At 71.9% G+C, this 16138-nt stretch carries 15 protein-coding genes; 10 read left to right on the forward strand and 5 right to left on the reverse strand.

Features of this window, described 5'->3' with window-relative positions:
- Nucleotides 1-5: 5 nt before the first annotated feature.
- The 9 genes from CELGI_RS01130 to CELGI_RS01170 all read left to right on the forward strand — a co-directional run bounded on the left by CELGI_RS01130 (nucleotide 6) and on the right by CELGI_RS01170 (nucleotide 10699).
- Nucleotides 6-845: an ABC transporter permease gene (locus tag CELGI_RS01130; RefSeq protein ID WP_150104631.1), complete on the forward strand. Its 840-nt coding sequence runs from the start codon at nucleotides 6-8 to the stop codon at nucleotides 843-845.
- A complete protein-coding gene (locus CELGI_RS01135) occupies nucleotides 842-1909 on the forward strand; it encodes an ABC transporter ATP-binding protein (RefSeq protein ID WP_013882277.1) in 1068 nt (355 codons plus the stop codon). Before CELGI_RS01130 ends, CELGI_RS01135 begins: the two co-directional genes overlap by 4 nt.
- A 96-nt stretch (nucleotides 1910-2005) precedes the next feature.
- On the forward strand, nucleotides 2006-2719 hold the full coding sequence (locus CELGI_RS01140) for a response regulator transcription factor (protein WP_041574048.1): 714 nt from the start codon (nucleotides 2006-2008) through the stop codon (nucleotides 2717-2719).
- Entirely contained in the window at nucleotides 2716-4086 is a 1371-nt protein-coding gene (locus CELGI_RS01145; protein ID WP_013882279.1) for a sensor histidine kinase, read from the forward strand. The genes CELGI_RS01140 and CELGI_RS01145 overlap by 4 nt, the downstream gene beginning before the upstream one ends.
- A gap of 121 nt (nucleotides 4087-4207) precedes the next feature.
- Entirely contained in the window at nucleotides 4208-4810 is a 603-nt protein-coding gene (locus tag CELGI_RS01150) for a hypothetical protein (RefSeq protein WP_013882280.1), read from the forward strand.
- A gap of 40 nt (nucleotides 4811-4850) precedes the next feature.
- Entirely contained in the window at nucleotides 4851-6971 is a 2121-nt protein-coding gene (locus CELGI_RS01155; RefSeq protein ID WP_013882281.1) for an MMPL family transporter, read from the forward strand.
- 81 nt (nucleotides 6972-7052) lie between these two features.
- Entirely contained in the window at nucleotides 7053-9530 is a 2478-nt protein-coding gene (locus CELGI_RS01160; RefSeq protein WP_013882282.1) for a glycogen/starch/alpha-glucan phosphorylase, read from the forward strand.
- A gap of 295 nt (nucleotides 9531-9825) precedes the next feature.
- Nucleotides 9826-10251, forward strand: coding sequence for an SRPBCC family protein (locus tag CELGI_RS01165; protein ID WP_013882283.1), 426 nt, complete (start codon nucleotides 9826-9828; stop codon nucleotides 10249-10251).
- 49 nt (nucleotides 10252-10300) lie between these two features.
- Complete coding sequence (locus CELGI_RS01170) at nucleotides 10301-10699, forward strand: MarR family winged helix-turn-helix transcriptional regulator (RefSeq protein WP_049785499.1); 399 nt, start codon at nucleotides 10301-10303, stop codon at nucleotides 10697-10699.
- A gap of 89 nt (nucleotides 10700-10788) precedes the next feature.
- Here CELGI_RS01170 and CELGI_RS01175 read toward each other — a convergent pair whose 3' ends face one another.
- Genes CELGI_RS01175 through CELGI_RS01185 form a run of 3 tightly spaced genes read right to left on the reverse strand, consistent with a single transcriptional unit; the run spans nucleotide 10789 to nucleotide 13617 of the window.
- The gene (locus CELGI_RS01175; RefSeq protein WP_013882285.1) at nucleotides 10789-11607 is read right to left on the reverse strand and encodes an AAA family ATPase; all 819 of its coding nucleotides are present in this window, start codon (nucleotides 11605-11607) and stop codon (nucleotides 10789-10791) included.
- Nucleotides 11604-13013, reverse strand: a complete 1410-nt coding sequence (locus tag CELGI_RS01180; protein WP_013882286.1) for a Mu transposase C-terminal domain-containing protein — start codon at nucleotides 13011-13013, stop codon at nucleotides 11604-11606. Before CELGI_RS01180 ends, CELGI_RS01175 begins: the two co-directional genes overlap by 4 nt.
- A 25-nt stretch (nucleotides 13014-13038) precedes the next feature.
- Nucleotides 13039-13617: a recombinase family protein gene (locus CELGI_RS01185; protein WP_013882287.1), complete on the reverse strand. Its 579-nt coding sequence runs from the start codon at nucleotides 13615-13617 to the stop codon at nucleotides 13039-13041.
- Nucleotides 13618-13875: 258 nt separating this feature from the next.
- Here CELGI_RS01185 and CELGI_RS01195 point away from each other — a divergent pair.
- A protein-coding gene (locus CELGI_RS01195; RefSeq protein ID WP_169315122.1) for an IS3 family transposase occupies nucleotides 13876-15035 on the forward strand; the annotation gives its coding sequence in 2 pieces (ribosomal slippage) (nucleotides 13876-14154 and nucleotides 14157-15035; 1158 coding nt in all).
- Nucleotides 15036-15130: 95 nt separating this feature from the next.
- On the opposite strand, the gene CELGI_RS01200 is transcribed toward CELGI_RS01195, so the two are convergent.
- Nucleotides 15131-15733, reverse strand: coding sequence for a cadmium resistance transporter (locus CELGI_RS01200; RefSeq protein WP_013882288.1), 603 nt, complete (start codon nucleotides 15731-15733; stop codon nucleotides 15131-15133).
- Complete coding sequence (gene cmtR / locus CELGI_RS16695; protein ID WP_006590980.1) at nucleotides 15730-16089, reverse strand: Cd(II)/Pb(II)-sensing metalloregulatory transcriptional regulator CmtR; 360 nt, start codon at nucleotides 16087-16089, stop codon at nucleotides 15730-15732. The genes CELGI_RS01200 and cmtR overlap by 4 nt, the downstream gene beginning before the upstream one ends.
- Between the last annotated feature and the right edge of the window lie 49 nt (nucleotides 16090-16138).

The raw sequence follows: 16138 nt of genomic DNA on the forward strand, positions 1-16138 counted from the left end.
CCCGCGTGCGCCGGCCGCCCCGCCGTGCCCGCGAGCGCCAGCCCGGACACGTCCGGGCTCGGTCCGCCCCGGCCCCGCTCCTGCTGCCCGCGCTGGCGGGCCTGCTCTTCCTGGTGCTGCCGCTGGCCGGTCTGCTCATCCGGGCCCCGTGGGGCGATGCGCCGACGGTCCTGCGCAGCGCCGCCGTGGGCGAGGCGCTGCGCCTGTCGCTGTGGACCTCCACCACCGCGACGGCGATCTCTCTGCTCCTGGGAGTCCCGCTGGCCTGGCTGCTGGCGCGCACTGAGTTCCCGGGGCAGCGGGTCGTGCGCGCCCTGGTGATGCTCCCGCTGGTGCTCCCGCCCGTGGTGGGGGGCGTCGCGCTGCTCATGGCGTTCGGGCGCAGCGGGTTCGTGGGGGAGCACCTCGACCAGTGGTTCGGGGTCACGCTGCCGTTCACGTCCGCCGCCGTGGTCCTCGCGGAGACGTTCGTCGCGATGCCGTTCCTGGTCGTCACCGTCGAAGGCGCCCTGCGGTCGGCGGACACCGGGTTCGAGGAGGCCGCCGCGACCCTGGGAGCGACGCGCATGACCGTGTTCCGGCGGGTCACGCTCCCCCTGATCGGCCCGTCGCTCGCGGCCGGTGCGGTCCTGTGCTGGGCCCGCGCCCTGGGCGAGTTCGGCGCCACGATCACGTTCGCGGGGAGCTTCCCCGGCCGCACGCAGACCATGCCCATCGCGGTGTACTACGCGCTCGAGACCGACCCCGACGCCGCGATCCTGCTCAGCCTGGTCCTCCTGCTCGTCTCGGTGGGCGTCCTGGTGGCCCTGCGCGACAGCTGGTTCCGCGCGGGGGCCGGGGCATGACCGGCGGGCTCGTCGTCGACGCCCGCGTCGAACGCGACGGCTTCAGCCTGGACGTCCGGCTCCGGGCGGCGCCCGGTGAGGTCCTGGCGGTGCTGGGTCCCAACGGCGCGGGCAAGTCGACCCTGCTCGGGGCGATCGCGGGCCTCACGCCGGTCACGGCGGGCCGGATCGTGCTCGACGGCCACGTGCTCGACGACGCCGACGCGGGCGTCTTCGTCGAGACCGCCCACCGGCCGGTCGGCCTCGTCTTCCAGGACTACCGCCTGTTCCCGCACCTGACCGTGCTCGACAACGTCGCGTTCGCGGCGCGCGCCCGCGGCGCGGGCAGGGCCCGCTCGCGCGCGCAGGCGCAGGTGTGGGTCGACCGGCTCGGGCTGACCGAGCTCGCCGCCCGGCGCCCCCGCGACCTGTCCGGTGGTCAGGCCCAGCGCACCGCGCTCGCGCGCGCCCTCGCCGCCGCACCCGCGGCGCTGCTGCTCGACGAGCCGCTCGCCGCCCTCGACGCCCGCACCCGCCTCGACGTCCAGGCCGAGCTCAAGCGCCACCTGGCGCAGTTCGCCGGCCCGAGCCTGGTGGTCACGCACGACCCGGTGGACGCGCTCGTGCTCGCCGACCGGCTCGTCGTCCTCGAGGACGGCCGGGTGGTGCAGGACGCCGGACCGGCCGAGGTCGCCCGACGGCCCGCGACCCCGTACGTCGCCCAGCTCGTCGGGCTGAACCTCTACCGCGGTGCGGCGGCCGGCGACGAGGTGCGCCTGGACGGCGGCGGCACGCTCACCGTCCCCGACCACGGCGAGCGCGGGGCCGTCCTGGTCTCGATCCGGCCGTCCGCGGTGGTGGTGAGCACGCACCGGCCCGAGACCACGAGCGCACGCAACGTGTGGCCCGCTACCGTCGCCGGCCTCACGATGCTGACCGACCGGGTCCGCGTCGACCTGGCCGGCCACCCGTCCGCGCTGGTGGACGTCACACCGGCCGCGGTCGCGGAGCTGGGCATCGCACCCGGCGACGTCCTGTGGCTGTCCGTGAAGGCGACCGAGGTCGAGGTGTACCCCCAACCCTGAGCTGGCTGTGGGCGCCCGTGCGCACATCTGCGACGCCCGGTCGCGGACTCGTGGCATACGGGCGTGCCGGTGCCGTGGGCCGGGCACAATCGGGGCGTGACTGACGTCCCGCCCCACGTGCTGGTGGTCGACGACGACGCGGGCATCCGCGAGCTGCTGACCTCGGCGCTCGAGTTCGCCAGCTACCGCGTCACGGCGGCCGGTACCGCCGCGGACGCGCTGCGCCTGTGGCGGGCTGCGCCGCCGGACGTCGTGGTGCTCGACGTGGTGCTGCCGGACACCGACGGCCTGGACGTGCTGCGGCTGGCGCGCGCGCAGGGCGACCAGGTGCCCGTGCTGTTCCTGTCCTCGCGGGACACGGTCGCGGACCGCGTCGCGGGCCTGGCGGCGGGCGGCGACGACTACGTGACCAAGCCGTTCGACCTGAGCGAGGTGGTCGCGCGGCTGGCGGCGCTGCGTCGTCGTGCCGCCGCCGTGGCACCCGTGCCCGACGACGACGTGCTCCGGTACGCCGACCTCGAGGTGGACGAGGCGCGGTGCGTGGTGCGCCGCGGGGGTCGCGTGCTGGACCTGTCCTCGACCGAGCTGCGGGTGCTCGCGACGCTCGCCTCGAGCCCCGAGCGCGTGTGGTCCAAGGCCCAGCTGCTGGACCGGGTGTGGTCCTACGACTTCGGCGGGGACACGTCGGTGGTCGAGAAGGTCATCTCCCGGCTGCGTCGCAAGGTGGACCCCGCGGGTGCGGTGCCGCTGGTGCAGACCGTGCGCGGGTTCGGGTACGTGCTGCGCGACCAGGGTCCGCAGGACGCATGAGGTCGCTGCGCGCCCGCGTGGGTGCGGCCGTGGCCGGGGTGGTGGTGCTCACCGTCCTGGTGGTCGCCGTGGCGGGCGTGCTGCTGCTGCGCGCGTACCTGCTGCAGCGGTCCGACGACGCGCTGGTGGCGGCGCGCGCGGGGGTGGCGCAGATCGCGGTGCAGCGTGACGGGCGGCCGTTCACCGAGCAGGCGCTGCGCCGCACGCTGCAGGCGGGGCTCGCGGTGGACGCGGTGCACCTGGTCGCCGACGGCCGCGTGGTCGCCTCCGTCGAGGCGGCGCCGAGCGCCGACGCGCCCACACCGGCCCAAGTCGCCCGGCTGCGGGCGGGTCCGGGATGGCTCGGCGGGCGCGACGAGCGCGCGCTCACGGTGGACGCGCAAGTCGCGCTGGCGACCGCGACGGGCGACGTGGTCGAGGCCGACGCGCTCGTGCTGGTCGCGGACGTCGGTGACGACGCGGCCACGGTGCGCCGGCTGGTGGAGATCGAGCTGGTGGTCGGGGGTGTGGCGCTGGCGGGCGCACTGGCGCTCACATGGTGGCTCGTGGGCCGCGGGCTGCAGCCGCTGCGCCGCATGGCGCAGGACGCGGGGCGTGTGGCGGCGGGCGAGCGCACGGTCCGGCTCGCGCGTCCGGGCGCGCCCGACGAGACCCGGGACCTGGCGCACGCGCTCGACGACGCGCTGGACGCCCGCGCGCGGGCCGAGGCGCGGCTGCGCGACTTCGTGGCGGATGCCGCGCACGACCTGCGCACGCCGCTGACCAGCGTGCACGGGTGGGCGGACCTGTACCTGCAGGGCGGCCTGGACGCCGACGGCGTGGACCGGGCCATGGAGCGGATCGGTGAGCAGACGTCCCGCATGCGTCACCTGGTGGACCGCTTGACGTTGCTGGCGCGGCTCGACGCCGACGTCGCGCCGGAACGCGCCCCGATCGACCTGCGTGGCCTGGTGGACGACGTCGTCGACGACGTCGCGGTGCTCGAGCCCGCGCGCCGCGTCGTATGGGTCCGCCCGCCCGAGCCCGTGGTGGTCGCGGGGGACCGCGCGCAGCTCGCGCACGTGCTGGCGAACCTCGTCGGGAACGTGCTGCGGCACACGCCCGAGCGCGCGACGCTCACGCTCGGGCTGGCGGCCGACGACGCCGAGGCGGTGCTCACGGTGCGGGACGACGGCCCGGGTCTGCCCCCGGAGCTCGAGGGCCGCGCGTTCGAGCGGTTCGTGCGCGGGGGTGGCGGCGAGGGATCGGGGCTGGGCCTGGCGATCGTCGCGGGCGTGGTGCGCGCGCACGGCGGGCACGTCGGGATCCAGTCGGCGCCCGGCGCGGGCACCACGGTCACGGTGCGCCTGCCGTCCCTCCCGCGCTGAGCCGGCGGTCCGCGGGCCGTCAGGCACCGTCAGGTGCGTGGGGGCGGCGCGTCAGGGGCGTGGCCGGGCGCGCCCAGACGGCGCTGGTGTGCTGCGGGCACCCGACCGATCGGAGCCTCCCGTGGCCCACTCCTCGCGCCGTACCCGGCGTGTGCTCGTCGTCATGCTGGCCGTGCTCGTGTCGCTCGGCGTGGTCGACGCCGGTGCGCGGCACGTGGTCGAGGGCCGCGCGGCCGACCGCCTGCGCGAGCGCCTGCCGGACGTCGACGTGCGCGGTGTGCACATCGGCGGCTGGCCGTTCGTCGCGGGCGCGGTGGGCCTGGTCGACGTGCCGGTCGAGGCGGACGTGCGCGTGGGCGCCGACGCGCTCGCGGACCTGGCGCCCGACTCCGCGCAGGACGCGACGTGGCGTGTCACGGACGGTGCGCTCGTCGTCGAGACCACGCTGCAGCGGCCGCGCCGCACGGTGCCCGTCGAGGTCGCGCTGGACGTGACCGCGGACGCGGGCGCGGTGCTCGTCACGCCCGTCGCGGTCTCGGTCGCGGGCATGACGCTGGGCCCCGACCTCGTCTCGTCGATGCTCGGCGACCGCGCCGCCGGTCTGCTCGAACCGCGCCGCCTGGACCCCGCGCGGCTCGCGGGCGGCTCCGTGGACGTCCGCGTCGAGGACGTCCACGTGGTCGACGACGGCCTCGCGCTCCGGCTCGCGCTGCAGCGGCCCTGACCCCTTCTGCTCTGCCGGTCCCGTCCCCCTGGAGGATCCCGTGTCCCGTCTCGTCCGTGCCCTGGCCCGCGCCTGCGCGCGCCACCCCTGGGCGGTCGTCGCCGTCTGGCTGGTGCTCGTCGTCGGCGTGCTCGCCGCGGATCGCGCGCTGGGCGCGTCCCAGCCCGAGGAGCTGAACGTGCCGGGCAGCGACAGCGCCGCGGCCGCCGACGTCGCGGCTCACGTGGGGGGACCGGCCGACGACGAGCGCGCCTCGACGGTGCTGGTGCAGGCGGCCGGCGGTGGCGTGCCCCCGGCCGCTCCGGTCGCGGCGTTCGCGGCCGCGCTCGCGGACGTCGAGGGCGTGCTCGAGGTGTCCGAGCCCGCGCCCGCGGGTGTCGATGCGGTCCAGCTGCGGGTGACCTCGGAGCGGCACGCCGCGACGCCCGCGCTGCAGGACGCCGTGGCGCAGGCCCGGCACGACGGGCTGGACGTGGGCGTCGGGCAGCCGCTGGTGCAGGACCTCGAGCCCGCGCGCTCGCACGTGAGCGAGGTGGTCGGCCTGGTCGCGGCCCTCGTCGTGCTGCTCCTGGCGCTCGGAGCGGTCGCCGCGATGCTGGTGCCGATGCTCACGGCCGTGGTGGCCGTGGCGGGCGCCCTGGGGCTCATCGGCGTGCTCGGGACCGCGGTCGCGCTGCCCAGCCTGGTGCCGACGCTCGCGGTGATGCTCGGGCTGGGCGTGGGGATCGACTACGCGCTGTTCCAGGTGGCGCGGCAGCGGGACGTGCTGGCGCGCGGGCCGGTGGGCCGCGCCGAGGCGGCGGACCGCACGGCCGCGACCGCGGGAGAGGCGGTCGCGTTCGCGGGCGTGACCGTGGCCGTGGCGATCTCCTCGCTGGTGCTCACGGGTGTCGACTTCATGGCGTGGCTGGGGCTGGGCACCGCGATCGCGGTGCTGGTGGTGCTCGCCGCGGCCCTGACGCTCACGCCCGCGCTGGTCGCGCTCGCGGGGCGCCGCGTGCTGCGCCGACGCGACCGCGGGGCCGTCGCGGAGGCGCCGGCAGCCGTGGGCGGCGGATGGGTCCGGCTCGCGGCGGGCGTCGCGCGGCGCCCGTGGACGGCCGTGGCGGCGAGCGCGGCCGTGCTCGCCGTGCTCGCCGCTCCTGCGGTGGGGCTCACGCTCGGGCAGAGCAGCGACGCGGACTGGCCCACCGGCACCGAGCGGCGGAGGGCGTACGACGTGACCGCGCGTGTGCTGGGCGAGGGTGCGAACGGCCCGCTCGCGCTCGCGGTGGCGCTCGACCCCGCGGTGACGGGTCCGTCCGACACCCGCGTCGAGGAGGTCCGCGAGGCCGTGTCGGGGGTCGACGGCGTCGCGTCCGTCGGTCAGCCGCAGGTCGCGCCGGACGGCACCGCGATGACGTTGCGCGTGGTGCCGGAGACCGGCCCGGCCGATCCGGGGACCGCGGCGCTCGTCGAGGAGCTGCGCGGGCTCGCGCCGGCCGGTGCGGACGTGCACGTGGGCGGCGGCACCGCGGTGCGGCTGGACCTGGCGGACCGGATCGCGCAGCGACTGCCGTGGCTGGTGCTGGCCACGGTGGTCGTGGCGGGTGTGCTGCTCGGGTTCGCGTACCGCTCGTTCGTCGTGCCGCTCAAGGCCGCGGTCATGGACCTGGTCTCGGTCGCGGCGGCCTACGGCGTGGTGACGGCCGTGTTCGAGTGGGGGTGGGGCGCGCGCCTCGTCGGGCTGGACGGCCCCGTGGCGGTCGACGCGTACGTGCCGATGATGCTGTTCGCGGTGCTCTTCGGGCTGTCCATGGACTACGAGGTGTTCCTGCTGTCCTCGGTGCGTGAGCACTGGCTGCGGACGCGGGACGCGACCGCGGCGGTGAGCCGCGGGCTGGCGGGCACGGGGCGGGTGATCACGGCGGCGGCTGCGATCATGTTCGCGGTGTTCGCCTCGTTCGTGCTCGTGGACAACCCCGCGGTCAAGGTGTTCGGGGTGGGCCTCGCGGTCGCGGTCGCGGTGGACGCGACCGTGGTCCGGTGCGTCCTGGGGCCGGCGGTCATGGTGCTCGCGGGCCGTCTCATGTGGGAGACGCCCCGGTCGCAGCGGGCGGAGCGGGATCGGGACGAAAGCCACATCACGGACACTCAGGTGTCGCTCGACCGGGTGAAATAGTCACCCGTATCCTGCGATTTCGCAAGAACTGCAAGGACTTTCGTCATCGCGGACACACAGAGCGTCGCTACGGTGGGTGGTGTGACCGCCAACACGACACCCCCGATCGCGACTCGCGAGCACACCGTCGACGGCTTCGTGCGAGAGTTCCTGCGCGAGCTCAACTTCGGCCAGGGCGTGGACCTGACCCGCGCCTCGGTGAACGACAAGTACCTCGCGATGGCCCGCACGGTGCGCCACTACCTGATGACGCGCTGGCTCTCCACGCTGCGCCGGCAGTCGGAGCTCCAGGCGAAGTCCGTGGCGTACCTGTCCGCCGAGTTCCTCCTGGGCCGCCAGCTGGACAACGCGCTGCTCGCCGCCGACCTGCAGGACATCGTCCGCGACGGCCTCGAGTCCCTGGGCATCGACCTCGAGGAGCTGCGCCAGGCCGAGGTCGAGCCCGGCCTGGGCAACGGCGGCCTCGGCCGGCTCGCCGCGTGCTTCATCGACTCGCTCGCCACCATGAACGTGCCGTGCATCGGCTACGGCATCCGGTACGAGTACGGCATCTTCAAGCAGACGTTCGTCGACGGCTGGCAGGTGGAGAAGCCCGACGACTGGCTGCGCCTCGGCTCCCCGTGGGAGTTCCCGCACCCCGAGGCCGCGGTGACCGTGGGCTTCGGCGGCGAGGTCGAGCAGTACCAGGACGACGACGGCGTCGTGAAGCGTCGTTGGGTCCCGGGCTGGTCGGTGCTCGGCGTGCCCTACAACTACATGGTCCCGGGGTACGAGAGCGGGCGCGTCAACACGCTGCGCCTGTGGAGCGCACGCGCCACGCGCGCGTTCGACCTGGCGATCTTCAACTCGGGCGACTACGCCGAGGCCGTGCGCGCCCAGACGTTCGCCGAGAACATCTCCAAGGTCCTGTACCCCGAGGACTCCACGCCCCAGGGCAAGGAGCTGCGGCTCCAGCAGCAGTACTTCTTCGTCGCGTGCTCCATCAAGGACTTCGTCGACCAGGTGCTGCCGCAGGACTTCGACCTGCACCACCTGCCGGACCGCATCGTGTTCCAGCTCAACGACACGCACCCGGTGATCGCGGTCCCCGAGCTCATGCGCGTCCTGGTGGACGAGAAGGGCTGGGACTGGGACGAGGCGTGGGCCGTGACGCAGAAGTGCTTCGCGTACACGTGCCACACGCTGCTGCCCGAGGCGCTCGAGGTGTGGCCGGTGGAGCTGCTGGGCCGCCTGCTGCCCCGGCACCTGGAGATCATCTACCGCATCAACGACGAGTTCCTCGCCGAGCTGCGTGAGGCCTACCCGGACGACGAGCTGCGCGTGCGCCGCATGTCGATCATCGCCGAGTACCCCGTGCGCGCGGTGCGCATGGCCTACCTGGCGACCGTCGCGGGTGCCAAGGTCAACGGCGTCGCGGAGCTGCACAGCCAGCTGCTGCGGGACAAGGTGCTCGACGACTTCGCGGCGTACTGGCCGGACAAGTTCACCAACGTCACCAACGGCGTGACGCCGCGCCGGTTCCTCAAGCTCTCGAACCCCGGGCTCTCGGGGCTCATCACCGAGGCGATCGGGGACGGCTGGGTCACCGACCTGGACCGCCTGTCCGAGCTCGAGCCGCTGGCCGACGACGCCGCGTTCCGCGCCCGCTTCCGCGAGATCAAGCAGGCGAACAAGCAGCGCCTGGCGGGCGTGCTCGAGCAGCGCGACGGCATCGTGGTGGACCCGGACACGATGTTCGACGTCATGGTCAAGCGCCTGCACGAGTACAAGCGCCAGACGCTCAAGCTCCTGCACATCGTGTCGCTGTACGAGAAGGTGACCACCGGCAAGATCGCGCTGGCCGACGTCACGCCCCGCACGTTCGCGTTCGGCGCCAAGGCCGCACCCGGCTACGTCATGGCGAAGCAGATCATCGCCCTGATCAACGCGGTGGGCCGCACGCTCAACGAGGACCCGGCGCTCGAGGGCCGGCTGCGGATCGCGTTCCCGGCCAACTACAACGTCACGCTCGCCGAGACGCTGATCCCGGCCGCCGACCTGTCCGAGCAGATCTCGCTCGCCGGCAAGGAGGCCTCGGGCACGGGGAACATGAAGTTCATGCTCAACGGCGCCCTGACCATCGGCACCGACGACGGCGCGAACGTGGAGATCCGGCGCCTGGTGGGCGACGAGAACTTCTTCCTGTTCGGGCTCGACGAGCCGCAGGTGGCCGAGGTCGTGGAACGCGGCTACCACCCGTCGGCGTACTACGAGACGAACACGGACCTGCGTCACGCGCTGGACCTCATCGCCTCGGGCGCGTTCTCGGGCGGCGACCGCGGGACGTTCGAGCCGATCGTGTCCAACCTGCTGCACGAGGACCGGTTCCTGGCCCTCGCGGACTTCCAGGCCTACGTGGACGCGCAGGCCAAGGTGGACGCGGCCTACGCCGACCCCGACGAGTGGACCCGGCGCGCGGTGCTCAACGTCGCGCGCGGCGGCTTCTTCTCCTCCGACCGCTCGATGCGCGACTACATCGAGCGCATCTGGCACACGCAGCCCGTCCCGCCGACGGCCTGACGCGTCCCGCACGACGACCGCCCCCGCCACCCACCCGGGTGCGGGGGCGGTCGTCGTCGCGGGGCTTGACCTGGAGCGCGCTCCAGGGAGCAGGCTCGTCGGCATGGAGCTCACGAACCCCCGCACCGCCGAGCCCGTGCTCGGCGCGATGTACTTCGGCTGTGGATCGCGGAGATACGTGACGCGCCTTCGGCGGCGTTCACTGTCACTGTCGCGTGACCGGAGCTCCGGACGATGGTTTCAGTAGCGCACATTTCGAGGTATAGTAAGCTCACTTACTACTAGGAGGATTGCCATGTGGACGACGAACTACACGCAGACAACCACTGCCGCCCCATCCGCGGTCTGGGGTGCGCTGGAAAGGCTGCACTCAGGCACGCCACTCGGCCCGAACTCCGACGCCTTCGAGTTGCACGGGCCATTCGCTGTCGGGACGACACTCACGATCACGCCACAAGGTCAAGAGCCGATGCAGTCGACGATCGTTTCTCTCGTGGCCGACACGACCTATGCGGACCGCACCGTTTTCGGCGACCTGGAGCTGACCTTCCGGCATGACCTCGCTCCGTCCGCTGACGGCGGGACGACGGTGACGCACACGCTCATCATCGACGGACCCGGCTCCGACGACATCGGACCCGAACTCGGGCCGCAGATCAGCGGGGACTTCCCCGTGGCGATGGCAGAACTCCTGTCCGCGGCAGAACAGTCTTCCGAGTAGTCGCGTGTCCGGAGGTCTAGATACTCGGCATCCCGACGCGCAGTCGAGTATGGGGCTCGCGTTGTGGCGAGCAACCAACGCCTGGCAGAGGCACATTCGCGCAGCTCTCGCCCCGCACGACTTGACGCACGTCCAATATGTGCTTCTCGCGTCGCTGACGTGGATGGATCGCACCGAGCCGGTGAGCCAGCGCGACCTTGCGCAGCACGCGGAACTCGACGTAATGATGACCTCGCAGGTACTCCGGGCACTCGAAGCGAAGGGCTATGTTCGCCGGGAACCTCACCCGGAAGATCGGCGAGCGATAGCGCTGGCACCGACTGCTCGCGGAGTCGAGCTGGCAAATCTGGCCACGCGGGACGTTGAGTCCACGGATGCCACCTACTTCGCCGCGTTGAATCAGAGTCAGCGCGAAGCGCTTCTCACCGCCCTCCAACGGCTCACATAAACGACCGTTCATGAGACGGTGCTCCAACGGCCGAGCTATGTGACCTTCGCCGGTAGGTGGCGGCCTGCGGCAGCCGATTCCTGGCGGGCTCACTCGACCCCGATGACGAGGGTGCTCGCGGCGGCTTCGACGACGTCGTTGGTGATGGTCTGCAGCTCGTTGATTCTCAGTACGCGTTCGATCTGGGGGAAGAGTCGTTCCAGGAGGCGGAAGTTGCCGCGGGTGATGCGGCTGATCGCGGCGATGGCCTGGGCGTCGGTGAAGTCGTCGGGGTTGAGAGTCTTGCTGAGGGTGCGCCAGTGGCGTTGCAGGACGAAGAGGAGCTCGTCGTTGCTCAGGGGGCGGTACTGGTGGGCGAACCCGACGCGGCTGTAGAACTGGGGGTAGTGGCTGAACTGCTTCTCCAGGCCCGGCATGCCGATGAGGATCAGGGCGATCTGGTCGCGGTCGTAGCGGTCCCGTAGGAGCTCGAGCGCGGTGGGGCTGAGACGTTCGGACTCGTCGACGATGACGAGCTGGACGTAGTTGGTGGTGCGCCGGGCGCCGCCCCGGTCCACAGGGGCGCGGCCCGGGGCTTCAAGGTGCTGCTGGATGCAGATGCTGGTGCGCGTGATGATCCGGTCCAGGTCCTCGCGTAGCAGCCGCGGGGTGGTCAGGACCCCGGGGGTGTAGAGGGCGGTGCGGTTCTTGGCCAGGGCGGCGTAGACCTTGGCGTCGTCGTCGCTGCGTGGGCCCCAGGCGGTGACCAACTCGTGGGCTTGGTCCCAGTGGGCGTAGCGGCGGGCGGAGACCGTCTTGCCGACCCCGGCCGGTCCGAAGCACAGCCCGATGGTGCGCCCTCGCCGGACGGAGTCGGCGAACTCGGTGAAGCGGCGGTGCTCCTTGGTCACGATGAAGCGTTCGCTCACCGTAGGTCCTCCTTGTAGACCTTGAGCTTCACCGGGCCCGAGGCTGGGGTCCGTGGCGGCAGTGGCCTGGCACGGGGGTCGGTTGTGTGGGCGCCGACCATGGCGATCCGCTCGTTGATGCCTCGGCGCAGCGCGCGGCGGCGGGCGTTGCGGGCGGCCTGGACTTCCTTGAGGCTGATCTGGCGCCCGTGGTGGTCCTGGTCGACGGCGGCGCACAGGAACTGGTCGTGGTCGAAGACGCGGATCTCGGTGATGTCTCTGGGGTCGTAGCGGATGACCACGGGGCGCCCGACGAAGCCGGCGAGGGTCGGGGAGACGTAGCGCAGGCCCTGGAAGTGGACGCCGTCGCGGCGCACCGTTCTGGATCGGGCCACGCTGAGCAGCAGCCCGTCCAGAGCCTGGAGGCTGTCGGGGGTGCGTGGCAGCCACCCGTCGGCGATCCACGCCGCCCGCGGCGAGATGCCGAGCTCGCTGTGGGTGCGGTCGTTGTAGTCCAGGACGAACGCCCCGACCACGCCGTCCAGGTCGGCCAAGGACAGGGCCGGCGCCGGCCAGCGCCCGGCACCGTGGTGGAGGTGTCCGGGCAGGGTGGTGAGCAACTCGGTGTTGACGGTTCCAAAGAACCGCTCGACCTTGCCCCGCCCCTGTGGTCGGGCGACGGCGGAGTGGATTAGGCGGATGTGCAGGTCGACGGTGGTGCGGGCCAGGTGGTCGCTGGTGAAGTCCGACCCATGGTCGACGTAGAGCACCTCGGGGATCCCGCACATCGGCCACCGTGGGTCGCTCTTGTGCCAGATCGCCTGCCGTAACGCCAAGGCGGTGTTCATCGTGGCCGGCGCGCCGAAGAAGACCATGTACCCGCAGATCGCGCGCGAGCAGTCGTCCATGACGACGGTCAGCCACGGCCGGGCCGGCTTGCCATCCGTGCCGACGAGCACGATGTCCAGCAGGGTGTGGTCGGCCTGCCACATCGCGTTGGGCCGGTCCGCCGCCCGGCGCACCGCGAGCTCGTACTTGTCCCGGTAGGAGCCTGGTCCCTCAAGGGCGAGGGTGACCATGCCGGGGTCCAGGGCGGTGATGATCGAGCGGACGACGCCGTAGGACGGGACCGGCCAGTCGGCGCCGGCGCAGACCTTCACCACCGTCCGGTGGATCGCGGCGATTGGTGGGCGGGGCCGGGTCAGGCCCAGCCCTTCGATCAGCGTGACGAGTTCCGCCGGCAGACGGTGCCCGCCGACGTCCGCCCGCGGTGTCCGGTCCAGGGCGGCCAGGCCGCCTGCGCGGTAGCGGGCGTGCCAGCGTTCCAGCGTGCGCACACCCAGGCCGTGATGCCGGGCCAGCGCGGCGAGCGGGACCTGGTCCTCGACATGCAGCCGCAGGATCTGCCACCGCCCGCCCGCATCCACGTTGCTACACGGCGCTCGTGGCTCGTCACGGCGAGGCCGGCGCAGCGGGTGGGCGGTTCAGGGCCCGGTAGATCGTGGTGCGGGAAACCCCGAGCACCTCACCGATCTGGGCGACCGTCATGTCCTTCTGCTCATACATCCGCCGGGCCGCCCGGACCTGGTCGCCGGACAGCGCCGAGGGGCGCCCACCGGTGCGGCCCCGTGCGCGGGCGGCCTCCAGGCCGGCGTTGGTCCGCTCCCGGATCAGGTCGCGCTCGAACTCGGCCAGGGCGGCGAAGACGTGGAAGACCAACCGTCCTCCTGGGGAGGTCGTGTCGATCGTCTCCTGCAGGGACCGGAACCCCACGCCGCGGTCGGATAGGACCTGCAGCTGGTCGATCAGGTGCCGGATCGACCGGCCCAGCCGATCCAGGCGCCACACCACCAGGGTGTCCCCTGGACGCAGCTGGTCGAGCAGCTTGTCCAGCTCGGGGCGCTGCTGCAGCGATCCGGAGATCGTGTCGACGAACACCCGGTAGCACCCCGCCCGATTCAGGGCGTCGATCTGCAACGCCGCGTCCTGATCAGCGGTGGACACGCGCGCGTACCCCAGCAGATGCCCCACCGGTCGAGCGTAGCGAAACTCATCCCCACCGGGAAGTTCCGAACCGTAGATTTCGGCACTGAGTTCCGCTACACGATCCGGGTCGATGTCAGACCTCACCTGTGGCTTCGTTCGCTTGGTGGCGGGGTTTTTGCAGCGCTCCGTGGCGGTCTTGTTGCCGCGATCACGCAGGACTGGCTGCAGGTAGGTGGGGTCTGCCGCACGAGTAGGTGACACCCACGTGTGGTGCCGGGAGGCGCCGCTGGAAGGATGTGCACCGTGCCCAGGCCCTATCCCAAGGAGTTCCGCGAGGACGTCGTGGCCGTGGCTCGCCGCGGGGACGCTCCGATCAAGCAGATCGCGGCGGACTTCGGCATCGCCGAGTCGTGTCTGCGGAACTGGCTGCGTGATGCCGACGTCGCGGACGGCAACCGCCCCGGGGTGACTCGGACCGAGTCGGCCGAGCTGCGAGAGGCGAACCGGCGTATCCGTCTGCTGGAGCAGGAGAACGAGGTCCTGCGCCGCGCGGCCGCGTATCTGTCCCAGGCGCATCTGCCGGGAAAAGGCTCTACCCGCTCGTGAGTGAGCTCGCCGCCGACGGGGTGCCCGTCGCGGTGACGTGCCGGGTTCTTAAGCTCGCAAGGCAGCCCTACTACCGGTGGCTCGCTGAGCCCGTCGGCGCGCGGGAGGTCGCCCGGGCGCACCTCGCTAACGCGTTGTTCGACGCCCACCGTGACGACCCGGAGTTCGGGCACCGGCTCCTGGCCGACGAGGCCGCCCGCGCCGGACTGATCGCCTGCGACCGCACGGTCTGGCGGATCTGTCGGGACAACCAGTGGTGGTCGGTGTTCGGCAAGAAGCGCTCGAAGAACGGGAAGAAGGCCGCTCCGCCGGCCCATGAGGACCTCGTGCTGCGGGTGTTCACCGCCGATGCGCCGAACAGGTTGTGGCTCTGGGACATCACCGAGCACCCGACCGCCGAGGGCAAGGTCTACCTCTGCGCGATCAAGGACGTGTTCTCCAACCGGATCGTCGGATACTCGATCAGCGACCGCATGACGTCCCAGATCGCAGTAGACGCTCTGGTCAGCGCGGTGCAGCGGCGCGGGGATGTCGCCGGCTGCGTGGTCCACAGCGATCGTGGCAGCCAGTTCCGAAGCAGGAAGGTGGCCCGTGTCCTGGCCCGCCACGACCTCGCTGGGTCGATGGGGCAGGTCGCCTCCGCCGGGGACAACGCCGCTATGGAGAGCTTCTTCTCGCTGCTGCAGAAGAACGTCCTGGACCGCCGCCGCTGGGCCACCCGTGACGAGCTGCGCCTGGCGATCATCACCTGGATCGAACGGACCTACCACCGCCGCAGACGCCAGGTCCGCCTCGGCCGCCTGACCCCCATCGAGTACGAGACGATCATGACCACTCAGGTCGCACTCGCCGCCTGAGTTTCGCTGTCACCTACTCGTGCAGCAGACCCGTGTCGCGGTCTGAACCGAGAGGGGTGCGCCCGGTCGGGGCCGTTTGGATCGCTGCCGCTACGTCAGAGTCCGAAGGCTCCGCCGCTGACGAGGATCACGATGCCGAGGCCGATGAGAACGATGGGGAAGAGGATGTGCTCCCAGCGTTCGAGCACTTCGGCGATCGGGGGGCGGGTGGCGACGAACTTTGCCAGGGCCACCAGGACCGCGACGAGCGCGAGGAAGATGATGCAGTAGGCGACTACTGCGAGAGGTTCCACGCTGAGGAAGACAGGGGTGTAGACGCCGATGTTGTCGCCGCCGTTGGCAAGGGTGACGCCTGCGACTGTCCACACGCCGACCTTCTTGCCGGCAACCTTGACCTCGTCGTCATCGTCGTCATCGTCTCCGCGCCAGGCCTGCCATGCGGCCCAGAAGCCGAGGCCCAGAGGGATGAGACCGAAGTACGGGATGGCTGCCGAGGGCAGGAATGCTCCGGCACCGATAGTCACCAGGACCGCGGCACCGAGGATGCCGGCGAATCCGAGGTACTGGCCGGCCAGAATGCGGGCGGTAGTGCCGCGCTGGCCTGCCCCTCGCGCGAAGAAGAGGGAGAGCACGATGATGTCGTCGATGTTGGTCGCTGCGAACAGGCCCATCGCCTGCAAGACCGAGGTGAGGATCATGCGCCCTCCCCAGCTGCGTCGCATCCGGGAAGCGAGCAGGCGGGATCGATGCACGGGGCGTCTTCGTCCACTGCCAGGGTGGCATCGACCAGTGCCGTCAGCGCCTGCGCCAGGTGCGAATCGGCGATCTCATATCGTGTCCGACGACCCTCGGGCTCGGAGACGACGATCCCGCAATCGCGCAGGCATGCCAGGTGGTTGGACACGTTCGGGCGTGTCAGGTCCAGATCTCGGGCCAGTTCCGCCGGGTAAGCGGGATGGTCGAGCAGGGTCAAGATGATCCGGGATCGAGTGGGGTCGGCCAGTGCACGACCCAGGCGGTTCATCACGTCGAGACGCGAAGCAATAGTCAGCATCGACTGAACTATACAGCGCGCACTGAACACTCGGTCACAGGCGTCAGCC

The organism is Cellulomonas gilvus ATCC 13127, from assembly GCF_000218545.1.
GTDB lineage: Bacteria > Actinomycetota > Actinomycetes > Actinomycetales > Cellulomonadaceae > Cellulomonas > Cellulomonas gilvus.

What these genes read in the sequence shown, in the direction of transcription:
- CELGI_RS01135 (WP_013882277.1), top strand. Translation starts at nt 842, where the DNA reads ATGACCGGCGGGCTCGTCGTCGACGCCCGCGTCGAACGCGACGGCTTC.
- CELGI_RS01145 (WP_013882279.1), top strand. Translation starts at nt 2,716, where the DNA reads ATGAGGTCGCTGCGCGCCCGCGTGGGTGCGGCCGTGGCCGGGGTGGTG.
- CELGI_RS01165 (WP_013882283.1), top strand. Translation starts at nt 9,826, where the DNA reads ATGTGGACGACGAACTACACGCAGACAACCACTGCCGCCCCATCCGCG.
- CELGI_RS01170 (WP_049785499.1), top strand. Translation starts at nt 10,301, where the DNA reads ATGGGGCTCGCGTTGTGGCGAGCAACCAACGCCTGGCAGAGGCACATT.
- CELGI_RS01200 (WP_013882288.1), bottom strand. Translation starts at nt 15,733, where the DNA reads ATGATCCTCACCTCGGTCTTGCAGGCGATGGGCCTGTTCGCAGCGACC.
- cmtR (WP_006590980.1), bottom strand. Translation starts at nt 16,089, where the DNA reads ATGCTGACTATTGCTTCGCGTCTCGACGTGATGAACCGCCTGGGTCGT.